This is a genomic window from Bordetella sp. BOR01, from assembly GCF_019218885.1.
Classification (GTDB): Bacteria; Pseudomonadota; Gammaproteobacteria; order Burkholderiales; family Burkholderiaceae_B; genus Bordetella_A.
Genome location: NZ_JAHUWT010000002.1, coordinates 1,233,599 through 1,250,580, shown reverse-complemented (window position 1 = coordinate 1,250,580; position 16,982 = coordinate 1,233,599). Strand labels below are relative to the sequence as shown.

20 protein-coding genes are annotated in these 16,982 nt (G+C 67.1%); 8 read left to right on the top strand and 12 right to left on the bottom strand.

The annotated features are described in order from the left end of the window. Positions 1-35: 35 nt before the first annotated feature. Genes KW845_RS13675 through KW845_RS13650 form a run of 6 tightly spaced genes read right to left on the bottom strand, consistent with a single transcriptional unit; the run spans position 36 to position 4,435 of the window. Complete coding sequence (locus KW845_RS13675; RefSeq protein ID WP_218369758.1) at positions 36-386, bottom strand: RidA family protein; 351 nt, start codon at positions 384-386, stop codon at positions 36-38. Further along, entirely contained in the window at positions 383-1,306 is a 924-nt protein-coding gene (locus KW845_RS13670; RefSeq protein WP_218369757.1) for an NAD(P)-dependent oxidoreductase, read from the bottom strand. The genes KW845_RS13675 and KW845_RS13670 overlap by 4 nt, the downstream gene beginning before the upstream one ends. A gap of 44 nt (positions 1,307-1,350) precedes the next feature. Then, positions 1,351-2,097 carry a GntR family transcriptional regulator gene (locus KW845_RS13665; protein ID WP_218369756.1) on the bottom strand — a complete coding sequence of 249 codons (747 nt, stop codon included), beginning with the start codon at positions 2,095-2,097 and terminating at the stop codon, positions 1,351-1,353. Positions 2,098-2,115: 18 nt separating this feature from the next. Further along, complete coding sequence (locus KW845_RS13660) at positions 2,116-2,904, bottom strand: amino acid ABC transporter ATP-binding protein (protein WP_218369755.1); 789 nt, start codon at positions 2,902-2,904, stop codon at positions 2,116-2,118. Next, positions 2,901-3,566: an amino acid ABC transporter permease gene (locus KW845_RS13655; RefSeq protein WP_218369754.1), complete on the bottom strand. Its 666-nt coding sequence runs from the start codon at positions 3,564-3,566 to the stop codon at positions 2,901-2,903. The genes KW845_RS13660 and KW845_RS13655 overlap by 4 nt, the downstream gene beginning before the upstream one ends. 14 nt (positions 3,567-3,580) lie before the next feature. Further along, the gene (locus KW845_RS13650) at positions 3,581-4,435 is read right to left on the bottom strand and encodes a transporter substrate-binding domain-containing protein (RefSeq protein ID WP_218369753.1); all 855 of its coding nucleotides are present in this window, start codon (positions 4,433-4,435) and stop codon (positions 3,581-3,583) included. 181 nt (positions 4,436-4,616) lie between these two features. Between KW845_RS13650 and KW845_RS13645 the strand changes: the two genes are divergently transcribed. From KW845_RS13645 to KW845_RS13630, 4 genes are all read left to right on the top strand, one after another. After that, entirely contained in the window at positions 4,617-6,278 is a 1,662-nt protein-coding gene (locus KW845_RS13645) for a thiamine pyrophosphate-binding protein (RefSeq protein ID WP_218369752.1), read from the top strand. Then, entirely contained in the window at positions 6,275-7,603 is a 1,329-nt protein-coding gene (locus tag KW845_RS13640; RefSeq protein WP_218369751.1) for an FAD-binding oxidoreductase, read from the top strand. Before KW845_RS13645 ends, KW845_RS13640 begins: the two co-directional genes overlap by 4 nt. Before the next feature lie 30 nt (positions 7,604-7,633). Next, a complete protein-coding gene (locus KW845_RS13635; RefSeq protein WP_218369750.1) occupies positions 7,634-8,374 on the top strand; it encodes an aspartate/glutamate racemase family protein in 741 nt (246 codons plus the stop codon). 78 nt (positions 8,375-8,452) lie between these two features. Continuing rightward, positions 8,453-9,142, top strand: a complete 690-nt coding sequence (locus KW845_RS13630; RefSeq protein WP_370628214.1) for a GntR family transcriptional regulator — start codon at positions 8,453-8,455, stop codon at positions 9,140-9,142. Here the strand turns inward: KW845_RS13630 and KW845_RS13625 are convergent. Continuing rightward, positions 9,139-9,783 carry a TetR/AcrR family transcriptional regulator gene (locus KW845_RS13625; protein WP_218369748.1) on the bottom strand — a complete coding sequence of 215 codons (645 nt, stop codon included), beginning with the start codon at positions 9,781-9,783 and terminating at the stop codon, positions 9,139-9,141. The genes KW845_RS13630 and KW845_RS13625 overlap by 4 nt on opposite strands. A 291-nt stretch (positions 9,784-10,074) precedes the next feature. Here KW845_RS13625 and KW845_RS13620 point away from each other — a divergent pair, with 291 nt between their 5' ends. The 3 genes from KW845_RS13620 (at position 10,075) to KW845_RS13610 (ending at position 11,501) form a co-directional block, all read left to right on the top strand. After that, positions 10,075-10,392 (top strand): DUF4148 domain-containing protein, encoded by a 318-nt coding sequence (locus tag KW845_RS13620; RefSeq protein WP_218369747.1) that lies wholly within the window; start codon positions 10,075-10,077, stop codon positions 10,390-10,392. Positions 10,393-10,471: 79 nt separating this feature from the next. Next, positions 10,472-10,807: a DUF4148 domain-containing protein gene (locus KW845_RS13615; protein ID WP_218369746.1), complete on the top strand. Its 336-nt coding sequence runs from the start codon at positions 10,472-10,474 to the stop codon at positions 10,805-10,807. A 121-nt stretch (positions 10,808-10,928) separates the two neighbouring features. Continuing rightward, on the top strand, positions 10,929-11,501 hold the full coding sequence (locus tag KW845_RS13610) for a TetR/AcrR family transcriptional regulator (RefSeq protein WP_218369745.1): 573 nt from the start codon (positions 10,929-10,931) through the stop codon (positions 11,499-11,501). A 39-nt stretch (positions 11,502-11,540) separates the two neighbouring features. Here the strand turns inward: KW845_RS13610 and KW845_RS13605 are convergent, their stop codons facing one another. Further along, complete coding sequence (locus KW845_RS13605) at positions 11,541-12,122, bottom strand: TetR/AcrR family transcriptional regulator (RefSeq protein WP_218369744.1); 582 nt, start codon at positions 12,120-12,122, stop codon at positions 11,541-11,543. A 137-nt stretch (positions 12,123-12,259) separates the two neighbouring features. Here KW845_RS13605 and KW845_RS13600 point away from each other — a divergent pair, with 137 nt between their 5' ends. Beyond that, complete coding sequence (locus tag KW845_RS13600) at positions 12,260-12,910, top strand: HD domain-containing protein (RefSeq protein WP_218369743.1); 651 nt, start codon at positions 12,260-12,262, stop codon at positions 12,908-12,910. 15 nt (positions 12,911-12,925) lie between these two features. Here KW845_RS13600 and KW845_RS13595 read toward each other — a convergent pair whose 3' ends face one another. From KW845_RS13595 to KW845_RS13580, 4 genes are all read right to left on the bottom strand, one after another. Further along, positions 12,926-14,074: an alpha-hydroxy acid oxidase gene (locus KW845_RS13595; protein WP_218369742.1), complete on the bottom strand. Its 1,149-nt coding sequence runs from the start codon at positions 14,072-14,074 to the stop codon at positions 12,926-12,928. An 8-nt stretch (positions 14,075-14,082) separates the two neighbouring features. Continuing rightward, the gene (locus KW845_RS13590) at positions 14,083-15,066 is read right to left on the bottom strand and encodes a tripartite tricarboxylate transporter substrate binding protein (RefSeq protein WP_218369741.1); all 984 of its coding nucleotides are present in this window, start codon (positions 15,064-15,066) and stop codon (positions 14,083-14,085) included. Between the two features lie 111 nt (positions 15,067-15,177). Further along, positions 15,178-16,101, bottom strand: a complete 924-nt coding sequence (locus KW845_RS13585; protein WP_218369740.1) for a fumarylacetoacetate hydrolase family protein — start codon at positions 16,099-16,101, stop codon at positions 15,178-15,180. Further along, positions 16,098-16,976: a TauD/TfdA family dioxygenase gene (locus KW845_RS13580; protein ID WP_218369739.1), complete on the bottom strand. Its 879-nt coding sequence runs from the start codon at positions 16,974-16,976 to the stop codon at positions 16,098-16,100. The genes KW845_RS13585 and KW845_RS13580 overlap by 4 nt, the downstream gene beginning before the upstream one ends. Positions 16,977-16,982: the final 6 nt, after the last annotated feature.

Genomic DNA, 16,982 nt, shown 5'->3' with positions numbered 1-16,982 from the left:
TGAACCTTGAATCCGTATGAAGTAGCGGCTGGCGCCTACAGCGCCGCCGTGACCATGATCTCGACCAGGATATCGGGCGCCGCCAGCTCGACGGCGCCGCAGCAACGCGCCGGGGCCTGGCCCGGCACGATCCAGGCATCGTAGACCTCGTTCATGGCCTGGAAGTCGGCCATGCGCTGCAGCCAGATGGTGACGTTCAGCGCCTTGGACTTATCGGTGCCGGCGGCCGCCAGCATCTCGTCGACCTTGGCCAGCACCTGGCGCGTCTGGCCGGCCGCGTCGGCGCTGCGGTCGTCGGCCGTGTGGCCCGCCAGGTAGACGGTGCCGTTGTGGATCACCGCGCGCGCGCGGCGGGCATTCTGGTCCAGCCGGGTGATGGCGCTCATTGCTGTGCTCCCTTGCCCGAAATGCGGCGGCAGTGGTTCAACGCGGCCTGGATCAGGTTGTCGCTGGCCTCGGGCGTGCGGAAGGCCGAATGCGCCGACAGCGTCACGTTGTCCAGCCTGGTCAGGGGATGGTCTTTGGGCATGGGCTCGGTCACGTACACGTCCAGGCCGGCATGGCCCAGCTTGCCCGATTCCAGGGCCTCGATCATGGCGGCCTCGTCGACCAGCGCGCCGCGCGCGGTGTTGACCAGGATGGCGCCGTCGCGCATGCGCGCGATGCGTTCGCGCGAGATGATGTCGCGGGTTTCATCGGTCAGCAGCAGGTGCATCGACACGACGTGGCTGGCGGCCAGCAGTTCATCGAGTTCGACGAAGCGCACGCCCGGATGCGTCTTGGGGCTGCGGTTCCAGGCGATGACCTCCATGCCCGCGCCGCCAGCCAGCCGCGCCACCTCGGCCGCGATGCCGCCAAAGCCCACCAGGCCCAGCGTCTTGCCCGTAAGCTGCACGGCGTCCGAGCGCAGCCAGTTGCCCGCGCGCATGCCGCGGTCCATGCGGCCGAAGCCCTTGGCCGAAGCCCACATCAGGGCGAACGCGCATTCGGCCACGGCCGTGTCGCCATAGCCCTTGATGATGTGCACCTGGATGCCGGCCTCGGCCAGTTCCTCGGGATTCATGTACGAGCGCGGGCCGGTGCCCAGGAACACTACATGCTTCAGCCCGGCGCACTGGCGGGCGATATCGGTGGGCAGGTGGGTATGGTCGATGATGGCGATCTCGGCATCGCCCAGCACGCCCGGCAGTTGGTCCGACGTGATGTCGGGCTGGCGGTTGATGGTCAGCGGCAGGTCGTCGGCGCGGTGCAGGCGCTCGGCCACGGCCGACAGGGTGGGATTGGCATCGACAAAAATGGCTTTCATGGGGAAGGAATCCTGAGTGGAGGGTTCGATGGAAAGGGTCAGGGTCAAGGTGTGGTGGATACAGACTCGTTGCTGGCCTCGATGAAGCGCGATTCGGCGTAATCGGCCAGCGCGTTGCCCATGTAGATCTCGGCAAAGCCGGCGCGCGCCAGGTCGACGATGTGGTCCAGGTGCTTGTCGATATGCTGGCTCATCAGCGCCTGTACGGCGGCCACGTCGCGTGCCTGCAGGGCGCGCACGATATCGGGATGGTCGTTGCGGGTCTGGCTGCGGCGGGCCTTCAAGTCGATCCAGCGCGGAAAGCGGATGCGCTCGTTCAGCGAACGCACCGAGCGCAGGAATTCCGGGTTGCCCGCCAGGCCGGCCAGGTGTTCGTGGAAAGCCTCATCGCGCGACAACAGGCGCAGCGCCTGCGCGTCGGTATCGACCTCGTCGCGGCTGCCCTCGACGAAACAAGCCAGCTCGGCCAGCGCCCGGTCGGACGCCCGCGCACAGACCAGCCGCACCACGCCCAGTTCGACCGTGGCCCGATACTCGTACAGGGCCATCAGTTGCTGGGCATCCAGCGGCCGCACCGTGTAGCCGCGATTGGGCGTGGCCACCAGGAAACCCTCGGCGGCGATGCGGTTCAGCGCCTCGCGCACCGGCGTGCGGCTCACGCCCAGGTGGCGCGCCAGTTCCAGCTCGTTCACCCGCTCGCCCGGCCGCAGGCGGAAGGTGGTGGCCATGGCCTTGATGCGGTCGTAGACATGGCCGGGCGTGGTGGTCCGTATGGATGGTTCGGTAGTCATGCTTGGTTGCTGCAAAAGTCAGGCTGCCACGGCTGCTGGCAAGGCCAGTCCATGATGGAACCGCTGCAGGAAGGATTTCAGGCGCTCGTTGCGCGGATGGCCGAATATTTCGCCGGGCGGGCCGATCTCGGCCATGACGCCGTCCAGCATGAACCCCACCCGGTCGGAAACGTCGGCCGCGAACGCCATCTCGTGCGTAACCAATACCATGGTCATGCCCTCGGCGGCCAGCGCCTTGATGACGCCCAGCACCTCGGACACCAGTTCCGGGTCCAGCGCCGAGGTCACCTCGTCGAACAGCATCACATCGGGCCGCATGGCCAGCGCGCGGGCAATGGCCACCCGCTGCTTCTGCCCGCCCGACAGGCGGCTGGGATAGGCATCGATCTTGTCGGCCAGGCCGACTTTGGCCAGCAGCTCGCGCGCCAGCTCGGAAGCCTCGGCGCGCGACAGGCCCTTGACCTGCATGGGCGCCTCGATCACGTTCTGCAGCACGGTCATGTGCGGGAACAAGTTGAAGTGCTGGAACACCATGCCGATGTCGCGGCGCAGGGCCGCCAGGCTGGCGTCGCCGGGCTGCTTCTGGCTGGCGTCGAAGTCGAAGGCATGCACGCCCACCGACAAGCGGCCCGACTGCGGCATCTCGAGCAGGTTCATGCAGCGCAGGAAGGTCGACTTGCCCGACCCGCTTGCGCCTATCAGTGTCACGACCTCACCCTTGGCCACGTCCAGCGACACGCCCTTGAGCACATGGTTGTCGCCGAACGACTTGTGGATGGCGGCGGCTTGCAAGACGGAAGTACTCATCGATGCGCTCCCATGCGTGCTTCCACGCGCTGGGCGGCCAGCGTCAGCGGGAACAGCACGACGAAATACACGACGGCCACCACGGTATATGTTTCCAGCGGCCGGTAAATGGCGGCGGTAATGACCGACCCCTGGTACAGCAGGTCGCCCACCGCCACGGTGGATACCAGCGAAGTGTTCTTCAACTGCAACACCGTCTGGTTGATGAACGACGGGATCATCACCCGTATCGCCTGGGGCAGAATCAGGCGCCGGAAGATGCGGCCGCGCCGCATGCCCAGCGCCTTGCCGGCTTCCCATTGGCCGCGCTCCACGGCTTCGATGCCGCCGCGGAATATCTCGGCGTAAAACGCGCCCCCATACAGCGACAGCGTCAGGAAGCACGCCATGCCGGGCGACATCTCGACCTGGATCAGCACCGGCAGTGCGTAGTACATCCACACCAGTTGCACCAGCAGCGGCGTGCAGCGGAAGACCTCGATATAGGCCACCACCGGCACGTTGACCCAGCGTGGCGCATTGGTGCGCAGCACGCCGGCCACCAGCCCGATGGCCAGGCCGGCCAGCGCGGTGGTCACCGTGAAGACAATGGTGATCCACAACCCTTGCCACAGCAGGCCGGCATACGGCGCCAGCGCGCCGAAGTCCCATGCGTAATTCATGGCGCCCTTCCCGCTTAGAACTGCACTTCGGACGGGATGTCGTCTTCCTGGACGTCGAGCTCGGCCAGGCCCTGCAGGAACCAGTCGCGGGTCTGCGCCATCGAGCGGTTGTAGTCGGCCCACACGCTAAGGAAATCGCGCCAGCGCTTGTCGGATTCCTGGCGCACCGCGATATTGGTGGGCAGCGTCAGGATGGGGTGCGGAATGGCGATCTCGGCCAGGGCCGGATTTTTCTTCAGCATGGGCAGCGCCAGGATCGCCAGCACCACGTTGCAGTCGGCGCGGCCGGTGGCCACCGCCAGCACCGCCTCGTCGCGGGTCTTGAAAGCCAGGATATTGGCGCGCGGAGCGTAGCGCCGCGCGATCAATTCATGCGAAGAGCCCATGTCGACCGAGATACGCACCTCGGGCTTGTTCAGGTCTTGCCAGGTGGCCGGCTTGGGAAAGCCCTTGCGGGTGACGGCGGTAAACGAGTGCACCAGGATGGGCGTGGCGAAGTCCACCATCAGGGCCCGCTCCGGCGTGGGATTGACCGCGAAAGCCAGGTCGATCTTGTTCGACTGCAGGTCCAGGATCTGGTTGCCCCAGGTGGTTTCCACCGTCTGCACCTTGGCGTTCAGTTTCTGCGCGATGTCGGCGGCCATGCTCAGGCAGGCACCAGACCAGGTGCCCTCGGCCAGGTTCTTGGTGAAGTACGGCGCCTGCCCCACGATCACGCCCATGCGCAGCACGCCAGTCTTGCGCACGCGATCCAGCGTGGACTCGCCCGACGGTGCGGCCTGCGCCGATGCCCGCGCGGGCATGCCCACGGAGGCTGCCGCCGCGGCGCCCAACAGGGCGGTATGACTCAACATTTCTCTGCGCTTCATCGCTCTATCCCTTGAATAATCGTTGGCAACCGCGCTGGTCGGCGCGCCCAGGCCGGTATTTTTTGCATATCGAACTGTGCACATATCATGAATATTGTTTTGTATACAGTCAAGTGTTATGCTTGCGCCGGTCGGGACGCCACCCTGCGCGGCCCCCTCTTTCAAGACGAGACACAGTCCCATGAGCAATGGCTTTCCAGTCCGCACCGGCGGGCAAATCTTGATCGACCAATTGCGCTGCCAGGGCGTCGAGCGGGTCACCTGCGTGCCCGGCGAAAGCTACCTGGCGGCCCTGGATGCGCTGTATGACAGCGGCGTCGATGTCGTCATCTGCCGCAACGAGGGTGGCGCGGCCATGATGGCCGAGGCCTATGGCAAGCTGACCGGCCGGCCGGGCGTGTGCTTTGTCACCCGTGGCCCCGGCGCCACCAACGCCAGCCACGGCGTGCATATCGCCATGCAGGACTCGACCCCCATGCTGCTGTTCATCGGCCAGGTAGACCGGTCGATGCGCGAACGCGAGGCTTTCCAGGAAGTCGATTACCGCGCCATGTTCGGCTCCATCGCCAAATGGGTGGTGGAAATCGACCGCGCCGACCGCATTCCCGAACTGGTGGCGCGCGCCTACCGGGTCGCCATGCAGGGCCGGCCGGGGCCGGTCGTGATCGCGCTGCCCGAAGACATGCTGGTCGACACCTGCGCGGTGGCCGATGCGCCGCGCGTCGAGCCCGCCCAGGCCTGGCCCGCGCCGGCCGACCTTCAGGCGCTGCAAGGCCTGCTGGCACAAGCCCGCAACCCCATCGCCGTGCTGGGCGGCTCGGGCTGGGACGACGCCGCTTGCCAGCAGTTCGCCGATTTCGCGCAACGTGCCGGCCTGCCGGTCGCCACGTCGTTCCGGCGCGCCTCATTGTTCCCGGCCGACCATCCCTGCTACGCGGGCGACCTGGGCATCGGCCCCGATGCCCGCCTGAAAGCGCGCGTGGCCGAGGCCGACCTGCTGCTGCTGGTGGGCGGCCGGCTGTCCGAAATGCCCTCGTCGTCGTACACCTTGCTCGACATCCCGGTGCCGCGCCAGAAACTGGTGCACGTGCACCCGGGCGCCGAGGAACTGGGCCGCGTCTACCAACCCACGCTGGCTATCCATGCCGGGCCGCGCGCCTTCAGCGCCGCGCTGGCGCAACTGGCCGTGCCGCAAGCACCCGCCTGGCAAGGCAGCGCCGACCAGGCGCACGCCGACTACCTGGACTGGACCGAAACGCCGCGCACCCTGCCGGGCGATTTCCAATACGGCCAGGTGCTGGCCTGGCTGCGCGAGCGCCTGCCGCGCGACGCCATGGTGTGCAACGGCGCCGGCAACTACGCCGGCTGGCTGCATCGCCACCATCGCTTCCATACCTATGGCACGCAGTTGGCGCCCACCAGCGGGTCCATGGGCTACGGCGTGCCGGCCGCGGTGCTGGCCAAGCTGCAATTCCCGCAACGCCCGGTGCTGGCGTTCGCCGGCGACGGCTGCTTCTTGATGAACGGCCAGGAATTCGCCACGGCCGTGCAATACCAGGCCGCCATTATTGTCATCGTGCTGGACAACAGCCAGTACGGCACCATCCGCATGCACCAGGAACGCGACTACCCTGGCCGCATCGTGGGCACCCAACTGCGCAACCCCGATTTCGCCGCCATGGCGGTGGCGTTCGGCGGGCATGGCGAACGCGTCGAACGCACCGAAGACTTCGCCCCCGCCTTCGAGCGCGCGGTGGCATCGGGCAAGCCGGCCATCCTGCATTGCAGGCTGGACCCGCGCGCCCAATCGCACGCGCGCGACTTCGCGCCGTCGGCAGCATGAACTCGCCGGGCAGTCCCAAGGGCGAATACCGGCGTGCCGGGCGCGAAGGTACGCCCGCGAGCGCGCCGCGGCACGTCGTCGTCATCGGGGCCGGCGTGGTCGGCGCGGCGACGGCCGTGCAGGCCTTGAACGCCGGGTGGCGCGTCACCCTGGTCGATCCCGGCGAGCCCGGCGGCCAGCAGGCCGCCAGCTACGGCAATGCGGGCTGGCTGTCGTCGCATTCCATTTTGCCGCCCGCCGCGCCGGGGGTATGGAAGCAAGTTCCCCGCTGGTTGAAAGATCCGCTGGGCCCGCTGGCGATCCGCTGGGGCTACCTGCCGCGCGCCCTGCCCTGGCTGGCGCGCTACCTGGCTTCGGCCTGGACCTGGCCGCGCGTGCAGCGCACCGCCCAGGCGCTGCGCACGCTGCTGGCCGACGCCCCGGCGCTGCACCAGGCGCTGGCCAGCCAGGCCGGCGTGCCGCACCTGATCGGGCAGCGCGGCCTGCTGCATGCCTATGTGTCGGAACAGCAGTTCCGTGCCGACAGCCGTGCCTGGGACATCCGCCGCCAGGAAGGCATCGAGTGGCAAGAGCTCGATGCGCGGGCGCTGCGCGCGCTCGAACCCGACCTGCATCCGCGCTACACCTTCGGCGTGCTGGTGCCCGAGACGGGCCATTGCCGCAACCCGGGCGCCTACGTGGCGGCGCTGGTGCGGCTGGCGCAATCGCTGGGGGCCGAACTGCGCCGCACCCATGCCACCGGCTTCGACATCCAGGGCGGGCGCTTGCGCGCCGTGCACACCGGCGATGGCGACATCGCCTGCGACAAGGCCGTGATCGCCACGGGCATACGCTCGCGCGAGCTGGCCCGCCAGGCCGGCGACAGCGTGCCGCTGGCCGCCGAGCGCGGCTACCACGCGGTCATCAAACAGCCCGAGGCCAGTGCCCGCACGACCACCATGTTCGCCGACTGCAAAGTGGTGGTGAACGCCATGGAAGACGGCCTGCGCGTGGCGGGCCAGGTCGAGATCGCCGGCATCGACGCCGCGCCGGACTGGCGGCGCGCCCATATCCTGCGCGACCTGCTGGTATCGATCTATCCGGCGCTGCCTGCCCAATTGCCCGACGAACGCGTCGACTACTGGCAGGGCTCGCGCCCCAGCATGCCCGACGGCCTGCCCTGCATCGGCCCGGCCACGGCCAGTGCAGACATCGTGCATGCCTTCGGGCATGGACACGTGGGCCTGGTAGGCTCGGCCCGCACCGGCGAACTGGTAGTACAACTGATCCAGGACCTGCCGCCGGCCATCCCGCTGGCGCCGTTCGACCCGCGCCGGTTCCGCTGAACCGGCCCACCCCACCCGAAGGAACCCGTCATGTCCACGCTTTCTTCTTCTGGCCGCATCGCGCGCGGCGGCAAGTCGCTTTACGGCGCGCCGCTGGGCATCCTGATGCTGGACGCGCGCTTCCCGCGCATTCCCGGCGACATGGGCAACGGCCAGACCTGGCCTTTCCCGGTGCTGTACCGCGTGGTGCGCGGCGCCAGCCCTGAAAAGGTGGTGCTGCAAGGCGCGCGCGGCACGCTGGATGCCTTCATCGAAGCCGGCCGCGAACTGGTCGACCTGGGCGCGGAAGCCATCACCACCAACTGCGGTTTCCTGGCCATTTTCCAGCAAGAATTCTCGCAGGCGCTGGGCGTACCGGTGGCCACGTCGTCGATGATGCAGGTGCCCTGGGTGCAGGCCACGCTGCCTCCGGGCAAGCGGGTGGGGCTGGTGACCGTCAGCGGCGCAACACTGTCGCCCGCGCACCTGGCGGCCGTCAATGTGCCCGCCGATATCCCGGTGGCGGGCACCGAGCACGGCAAGGAATTCTTCCGTGTCCTGATCAAGGCGGAACAAGAAGACATGGACATCGGCCTGGCCGAGCAGGACATCCTGGACGCCGGCAAAGACCTGGTGCGGCGCCATCCCGACGTGGGCGCGATCGTGCTCGAATGTACTAATATGCCCCCTTATGCCGCTGCCCTGCAGGCCGCGACCGGGCTACCCGTCTACGACATCTACTCGATGATCACGTGGTTCCACGCCGGCCTGCGACCCCGCGCCTTCGGCTAGGCGCCAGCCGACCCACGAAGCGGCATGGCGCAACCGCCTGCCGCCGAACCCCGGGCGGCCTACCTTTTCGGAGATCCCGTGAGCGCCGCACCCGACAGCACCGTCGATCGTGTCTACAGCCAGCTTCGGTCCATGGCCATCGGCTACGAGTTCAAGCCGGGCGAGAAGCTCAATGAAGTCGCGCTGGCCAAGCGCCTGGAAGTCAGCCGCACCCCACTGCGCGAAGCCCTGAACCGGCTGGGCATCGAAGGCCTGCTGCGCTTCCAGCCCGGCAAGGGCTTCTTCTGCCGCGACCTGGACGTGCACGAGATCTTTCACCTGTACGAACTGCGCAAGGTCGTGGAAGTGGCGGGCGCGCGCCTGTCCATCGGGCGCGCGTGCGACGCAGACATCCACAAACTGCTCGACTTCCTGGATACCACCGGCCCCGAACCCGGCGAGCGCAGCGTGGCCGAACTGGTCGGCCTGGACGAAGCCTTTCACGAAGGCCTGCTGGCCATGTCGGGCAACACCGAAATGCTGCGCGTGCTGCATAACGTCAACGCGCGCATCCGTTTCGTGCGCTGGATCGACATGCGGCTGGGCGACCGCCGCAGCACCCAGCTCGAACACCGCCACATCCTGGAATCGCTGCTGGCACGCGACGAAGCCGCGTGCACGGCGCTGCTGGAAAAACATATCGACCGACGCCTGGACCAGATCACGTCGGCGATCCGGGAAGGCTACGCCCAGATCTACATGGGCATCCAGGCGCAGGCCGCCGCCTAAGGCCCCGCGCGCCGCGCCGTGCCGCCGACAGCCGGCCGGCTGCCCGGCACGCGTATGCCGTCCATCAGCAGGTCGGCGATGAATACCGCCAGGTCGCGGGTGTCGGCGGCGCTCTGTTCCAGCAACGCGTAGCGCTCGAGTATTCCCATGAAGGCCTGCGAAAGCCAGAACGGCGATACATCGCGGCGCAGCAGGCCCGCCTGCTGTTCGCCCTTGATCTTGGCGGCGATCAAATCCACCAGTTCATTCTTCAGCGCGTCGGCATTGGCCGATTGCTGGAAACCGATCTTGGTCAGGCTGGGATTGTCTTGCAGCGTGGCCAGCAGGCCCTGCACGCTGGTGCGTACCCGTTCATCCACCTGGTCCACGGGCGTGTCGTCGGGTATCGTGGCCTGTTCGACAGCCGCGCGCAGGCGCTTGGCGAAGAGTTCAACCAGTTCGTCGTAGATGGCCTTCTTGCTGCTGAAGTACTGGTAGAACACAGGTTGCGTCACGGCCGCCTTGGCCACGACATCGGATACGCGCGTACGTTCGTAGCCATGCCGCGCGAATTCCGCGCTGGCGATCTCAAGCAGCCGCTGCCGGGTGCGAGCGCCTTTTGTAGGGGGTCGTCGATGAACTGACGATGACTCAGTGGACACGTATGGATATAAGGCAGGAAAAGCGGAAATACCAGGGAATGGTACACGTTCGTATTGAGCCTGGCCGCCCCCAGTGTTGCCGGCCGCGGCATGCGCGGTGCAGATACAAATTTATACTAAAAGGACTTGACTCACCTATCTAGTAGTAGATAAGATACGTCTCATGGATGGGAAGCAAGCAGTCATTCCCAACCACCGCGCCGAAAAGCGCGTTTTTATGACCCCAGTTATCTACCTACACATAGATAGTTTTAATCGCTTCCCTTACCTTCTAACGATCAGGAACCCATCATGAAAACCCTTGCTTCCCTGCTGCTGATTTCCGCTTCCCTGGCCGGTACCGCCGCCTACGCCCAAGAACCCTCGGGCGAACTGGACTATCCGCCCGCCATCAGCCAAACCAGCTCGCTGACCCGCGCCCAGGTCGTTGCCGAACTGCAAGCCGCCAAGGCCGCCGGCCAAGTGACTTTCGGCAATATCGAAGAACCCGCCGCCCAGGTTGCCGCCAGCTCGCTGACCCGCGAACAAGTCCGCGCCGAAGCTGCCGATGCCCGCGCCCATGGAACGTACGCGTTCGGTGGCGAAGGCTACCCCAACACCGGCGCCTGAAATCGCTTTTTATTTCGACCGTTCACCTATCTATAAATAGATAGTCTTACATACCGCCACTATTTTCCGGAGCATTGCCATGAAGACCCTCGTATCCGCTGTGATGTTGTCGATGACCATGATGGGTGCCGCCTACGCCGGCGAACCCTCGGGCGAACTGGACTACCCGCCGGTGCAAAACACCGCCAGCAACGTCACCCGCGCCCAGATCCAGGCCGAACTGCAAGCGGCCAAGGCTGCCGGCCAGGTCACCTTCGGCGAACAGGAACAGCCCGCCGCGCATGCTGCCGGCCCCGTTCCCAGCCGTGCCGCCGTGCGTGCCGAAACGCAGGCCGCGCACGACAACGGTGCCGATGCGTTCGGCGAGCTGGACTACCAGGCCAGCTACAGCCTGGCCGATGCGTCGCGCGGCTAAGGACGGCGCATGTTTCGCCCTGCGGCGCCGCCCTGCCCTTCGGCACGGCGGCCCGCCTTGTTTCTTCTTTATCCAACAGGAGCCCTTCAGCCCCTTTTGACCACCCGGTAGCGTCCCGACCATGAACACCGAAACCACCCGCACACAGATCATGCAACATGCCCAGCGCCTGATCCAGGAGCGTGGCTACAACGGCTTCAGCTACCGCGACCTGGCCGCGCTGATAGGCATCAAGACATCCAGCATCCACTATTACTTTCCGCAGAAAGAAGATCTGCTGCTGGCCGTCGTGCAGCATTATCGGTCGCGCTGGCAGGCAGCCATGCAAGGCATCGACGCCGGCCTGAGCGCCGACGCCAAGCTGCGCGATTATGTAGACGTGCACCGGCGCGCCTTCTGCGGCACCGAACGCATCTGCCTGGCGGCCGCGCTGGCGGCCGACCTGGCGTCGTTGCCCGCCAGCGTGCGGCAGGCATTGCAGGATTTCTATCGCGCCAACGAAGACTGGCTGGCCCAGGTGCTGGACCAGGGCGCGCGCGAAGGCAGCCTGCGCGTGCCGGGCGACCTGCGCACGGCGGCGCGCGCGATGTTCGCAGCGCTGCAGGGCAGCCTAGTCAGCGCGCGGCTGTTCCAGAACAGCGACCGCGTGGAAGACCTGTTGCCGGCAACGGTTGGCTTGCGCGAACCCGCGTGAAGGAAACCGATAGCGGCCGCACTTGCCGGCGCATCGGCATCAAGCCGGACCGGGCTGGCCCTGGTCCGGCTGGCATTGCACCGAGGCCACGACGTCGTGCAGCCGTGCCTGGTTCTGGAACAGGCGCGAACCCATCAGGGCACCCTGGAATGCCGCGAACAGGCAGCGTCCGGCGGCTTCGGGGTCGCCCGGCCATTTCAGCGTGCCATCGCTCAGGCCATCGGCAATGACCTTGGCCAGCCAGGCCTCGTTCAAGCGGAAAAAAGCTTGCAGCGATAGTCGTGCGCGATCCGACAGCGAAGCGAAATCGGCAGCCAGCATGCCGCACAGGCAAACCCGGTCGGCCGGGGTGCCCTGGACCATCGCGGCATAGCGATCCAGCCGTTCCTTGGCGGGCAGCGTGGCGTCGATGGCCTGCACCCTGGCGGCTGCCTGGGCGCCATAGGCCTCGATCACCTGGATGAGCAGGTCGTCTTTGCAGGGAAAGTAATAGTGGATGCTGGCCGTTTTCACCCCTACCCGGTCGGCCAGATCACGATAGCTGAAGCCGTTGTAGCCTCGCTGCATGATGAGTGCCTGGGCATGGTCCAGGAGCTGTTCGCGGGTGGTGGCGGTAGTCATGCCTGGATTGTTACCTACTAGTAGATTGGGGGTCAAGGCGGGTCATCCCGCATCCTTGCCGGACGGGCCCGGCAGGCAGCGTATGCTTGCGGATTGCCCGCGCCGACGCGGGTTCTGTCCCCCTACAGGAACCATTCATGCCCGACCTTCTTGCCGCCTGGGCGCCCCGCCTGATCGCCATTGCCACGGCGGACAGCCAGAACGACGGCGCGCACGACCTGAACCATCTGCACCGCGTCTGGCAGTTGGCGCACACCCTGCTGGCCAGCCACCCGGAAGCCGACCCGCTGGTAGTCCAGGCCGCTTGCTATCTGCACGACATCGTCAATCTTCCCAAGAACCACCCCGAGCGGTCGCAGGCCTCGCGCATGGCCGCCGCCCAGGCGCGCACGCACCTGGCGCAGGCAGGGTTTCCCGCCGGCAAGCTCGACGCGGTGGCGCACGCCATCGAAGCCCACAGCTTCTCGGCCGGTATCGCGCCCACCACGGTCGAGGCCAGGGTCGTGCAGGACGCCGACCGGCTCGATGCGCTGGGCGCGGTGGGGCTGGCGCGCCTGTTCTACACGGCCGGCCGCATGGGGTCGGCCTTCGCCCACCCCGAAGACCCGCTGGCGCGCGCGCGGCCCCTGGATGACCGCGCCTATGCGCTGGACCATATCGAAGTCAAGCTGGCCACCCTGCCCGCCGCCATGCATACCGCTGCCGCGCGTGCCCTGGCCGAATCGCGCCTGGCCTGGCTGCGCGCGTTTCGCGCCACCTTCGTGCAGGAATGGGGCGCGGCGCCATAGCCGGCGCCGGCCGGGTCAGCCCTGGAACAGCAGGTCGGCGCCGATATCCGCCACCTGGCAGACACCGCACAATTGCATGGTGCGCTGCAGTTCATCGCGCAAGATGGCCAGGGCGCGCTCGGCGCCGGGCTGGCCCGCGGCCACCGCGCCCCATAGCGTGGCGCGGCCCACCAGCACGGCCTGCGCGCCCAGCGCGCGCGCCTTGAGCAAGTCGGCGCCGCGGCGCACGCCACCGTCCACCAGTACCGGCACGCGTCCGCCCACGGCCCGCACCACGCCGGGCAAGGCGTCCAGCGTGGCCGCGGCGCTGTCCAACTGGCGCCCGCCGTGGTTCGATACCACCACGGCATCGCACCCCAATGCCGCCAGGCGTTCGGCGTCGTCGGGACGCAAGATGCCTTTCACGATCAGCTTGCGCGGCCACGCATCGCGTATTGCCTGCAGGCGGGTCCAATCGAACGACGGGTCGTAGCTGCGCCCCACCGATGAGGCCAGCCGGGTCGCGCTGGCGGCCGGGGCCTCCAGGCCTTTCAGGTTTTCCATGACAGGCAGGCCGCGCCGCAGCACGCCCATCGCCCAGGCCGGCCGGCTGGCGAAATCCAGCAGGTTGCGGGCGGTATAGCGAAACGGAAACGACAAATGGTTGCGGGCGTCGCGCTCGCGCTTGCCCCCCACCGGCAAGTCCACGGTGATCATCAGCGCTTCGTAGTCGGCGGCGTGGGCGCGGGCGATCAATGTGTCCAGCAATTCGCGGTTGCGCAGGATATAGGCCTGGAACCACAAACGGCCGGGCGCGGCATCGGCGATCTGCTCGATCGAAGCGGTGGCCGATGTGGACAAGGTGTACGGCACGCCCGCCGCCGCTGCGGCGCGCGCGATGGCGATATCGCCGCCGGGGCGGCCATAGCCCACCGCGCCGGTGGGGCCCACGGCCAAGGGCAATGCAGCCGGGCCGCCCACCACCTGGGCCTGCGTCCGCACTTGCGACACATCCACCAGCGCGTGCGGCGCCAGGCGCAGCCGGGCAAAAGCCGCGCGATTGGCCGCCAGCGCCAGTTCATCTTCGGCGCCGCCATCGAAAAAATCGAAGATGGCGCGCGGCAGGCGGCGGCGCGCCGCGCGGCGCAAGTCTTCGATACTCTGGGCACGGCTTGCTGCAGTCATCGCACCGCCTATTGCGCCGAAATGCCCGCCGCCTTGATCACGGCGGCCCAGCGTTTCTGGTCTTGCACCAGGAAGTCATGGAACTGCTGCGGCGTGTCGCCGATGGGCAAGGCGCCCAGGTCTTTCATGCGCGACTGTATCTGCGGCTGTTCCAGCGCGTGCACCATGGCCTGGTTCAGCTTCTGCACGACCGCGTCGGGCACGCCGGCCGGGGCCAGCAGGCCGACCCAGGGCGCCGTGTCCTGGAAGTCGGGAAAACCGATGTCGGACATGGCGGGCACGCCCGGGAAATCGGCGCCGGCCTCGGGGCTGCCCTGCGCCAGCACCCGCACGCGCTTGGCCTGCACGTTCTCGGCCACCCCGATGATGGGATAGAACATGAACGACACCCGTCCCGCCATCACCTCGGTCAGCGCCGGGCCATTGCCACGGAAAGGGACGTGGATCATTTTCAGGTCGGCCATGGTGCCCATCATGGCCGCCGCCAGGTGGGCCGAGCCGCCATTGCCAGCCGAGCCATAGCTGATGCTGTCGGGCTTGGCGCGCGCCTGTTCGATCAGTTGCTTCATCGAGCGCAAGGGCGAATCGTAGGCGGTGACCGCCACCATGGGCAGCGATGCGGCATTGGAAATAGGCGCGAAACTCTTCAGCGGGTCGTAGCCTGCCTTCTCGCCCAGCAACAGCCAGTTGACGTTGTGCGACAACGAGGCGAACAACACCGTATAGCCATCGGGTGGGGCGCCCGCCACTTCGCGAGTGGCAATCAGCGAATTGGCGCCGGTCTTGTTTTCTACCACTACCGACTGGCCCAGCGTACGGCTCATGTCCTGCGCCAGCAGGCGCGCGATGACATCGGTGGGACCGCCCGCGGCAAAGCCGACGATCATGCGTACCGGCTGGGTGGGATAGCTGTCGGCCGCCGCTGAAACGGCGGGCAGCGCTGCTGCGGCAAACAAGGCGGCACAGGCCGCCCGGATCATGGGTCTCCTCATGGGTCTCTCCTTATCGGTTGTTGCTGTTATGGCGGTGCGCAAGCACCGGGGTACAACTTGGCAATGGGTCTTGGCGATATGTCCTGGTAATGCGCAAGCGCTTGCGTGGCCTTACGCGGTAATCGAATGCTCCAGCACGCCCACGCGCGACACTTCCATGCGCAGGCGGTCGCCCGGCTGCAGATAGACAGGCGGATCGCGGAAGGCGCCGATGCCGGCCGGCGTGCCGGTGGCCAGCACATCGCCGGGTTCCAGTGTCATGAAGCGCGACACGTAGGCAATCAGCGTGGCCACCGGGAACAGCATGTCGGCCGTGCTGGCGTCCTGCATCAGTTCGCCGTTCAGCCAACTGCGCACCGTCAGCGCCTGCGGGTCGCCGACTTCGTCGGCAGTCACCAGCCAGGGGCCCATGGGCGCGAAGCTGTCCATGCTTTTGGCAAAAGTGGTCTGGGCCGGCGACACATCGAACTGGAACTCACGCGCGCTGACGTCGTCCAGCACGGTGTAGCCGGCCACGCAGGCCAGCGCGTCGGCCTCGGCCACGGCACGCGCGGGGCGGCCGATCACCACCGCCAGCTCGGCCTCGAAATCCAGCTTGGCCACGCCGGCCGGCCGCGGCACGGCCCGCCCCGGCGCGCAGACACTGGAAGGCAATTTGCTGACGATACGGGGCTGCTCGAACGGAGCCACGCCGGTTTCCTTGGCATGGTCGGCGTAGTTGCGCCCCACCGCCACGATCTTGCCCGGACGGGGCACGGGTGCCAGCAATTCAAGGTCGGCCAGCCGCGCCGCGCCATCGGCGGGCTGGCGGCCGGCCAGGTGGCGTTGCAGGTCGGCCAGCGCCTGCGGGCCGCCCTGCAGCAGCCGCAGCATGCCGTGCGCGGCCGGCAGCAGGCCGGCCTGCGCCAGGCAGGCCTGCGTGGCGGGGTCGGGGCTTACGCCATCCAGCCAATCGGCCAGGTCGAGCACGCGGCCGTCCAGCACGGCCCCCACCGACGGGCGGCCGCCCCCGGCGCGATAACTGATCAGCTTCATGGCGCGGCCTCGCCGAAGTAGCGGTCGGCCATCACCTGGCAGCGCTTGATCAGCCGGTGTTCGTGCGGCGCATAGTCCGCCACCGCATTGTGGATGGTGCCCATGTTGTCCCACATCAGCACGTCGCCCACGCTCCACCGGTGCCGGTAGCGGAACTTGTCCTGCAACTGGTGCTGGAACAGGAAGTCCAGCGTGCGGTCGCTTTCTGCGGGCGGCAGTTCGTTGATGCGCATCGAATAGCCTGGGTTGGCGTACAGCACCTTGCGCCCGGTGATGGGATGCGTCAGGAAGATCGGGTGCGACACCGGCGGCTTGGCGCGGCGCTGCGCCTCGGTCAAGGGCGGGCGCGTGCTGCCCTTTTCCTGGCGCATGCGTTCCCAGAATTTGTTGAAATCGTGCAGCACTGTCATGCCGTCCAGTTGCTGCTTCAGTTCGTCCGGCAGTTCGTCGTAGGCCGCATGCATATTGCAGAACTCGGTGCAGCCCAGCGGCTCGCCATCGCGCATCGGGATCTCGACGCCATACAGGATATTCGTGAAGGCGATCATGCGGCTGTACGACATGTCGGTATGCCAATCCTGCCCGGCATCGGCCAGGCCTACCGGCTTGCCGTTCTCGACCCGGTTCGACAGGATCATCACTTCGGGCAGGTCCGGCTCTTGATAGCTGTTGGCCACATTGACCTCAAGCGTGCCGAACTGCTGCGCATAGGCTTTCAGTTGCGCCGGGGTCAGGTCCTGGCCCGGAAAACTCAATACGCCATGGCGGCCCAGCAACTGCTCGACCTGGCTGAAGGTATCCGGCGCCATGGGCTGCGACAGGTCCAGGCCTTCCACCCGCGCGCCCAGGCTGTATCCGCTTTCGACAATGTTCATTGCTCT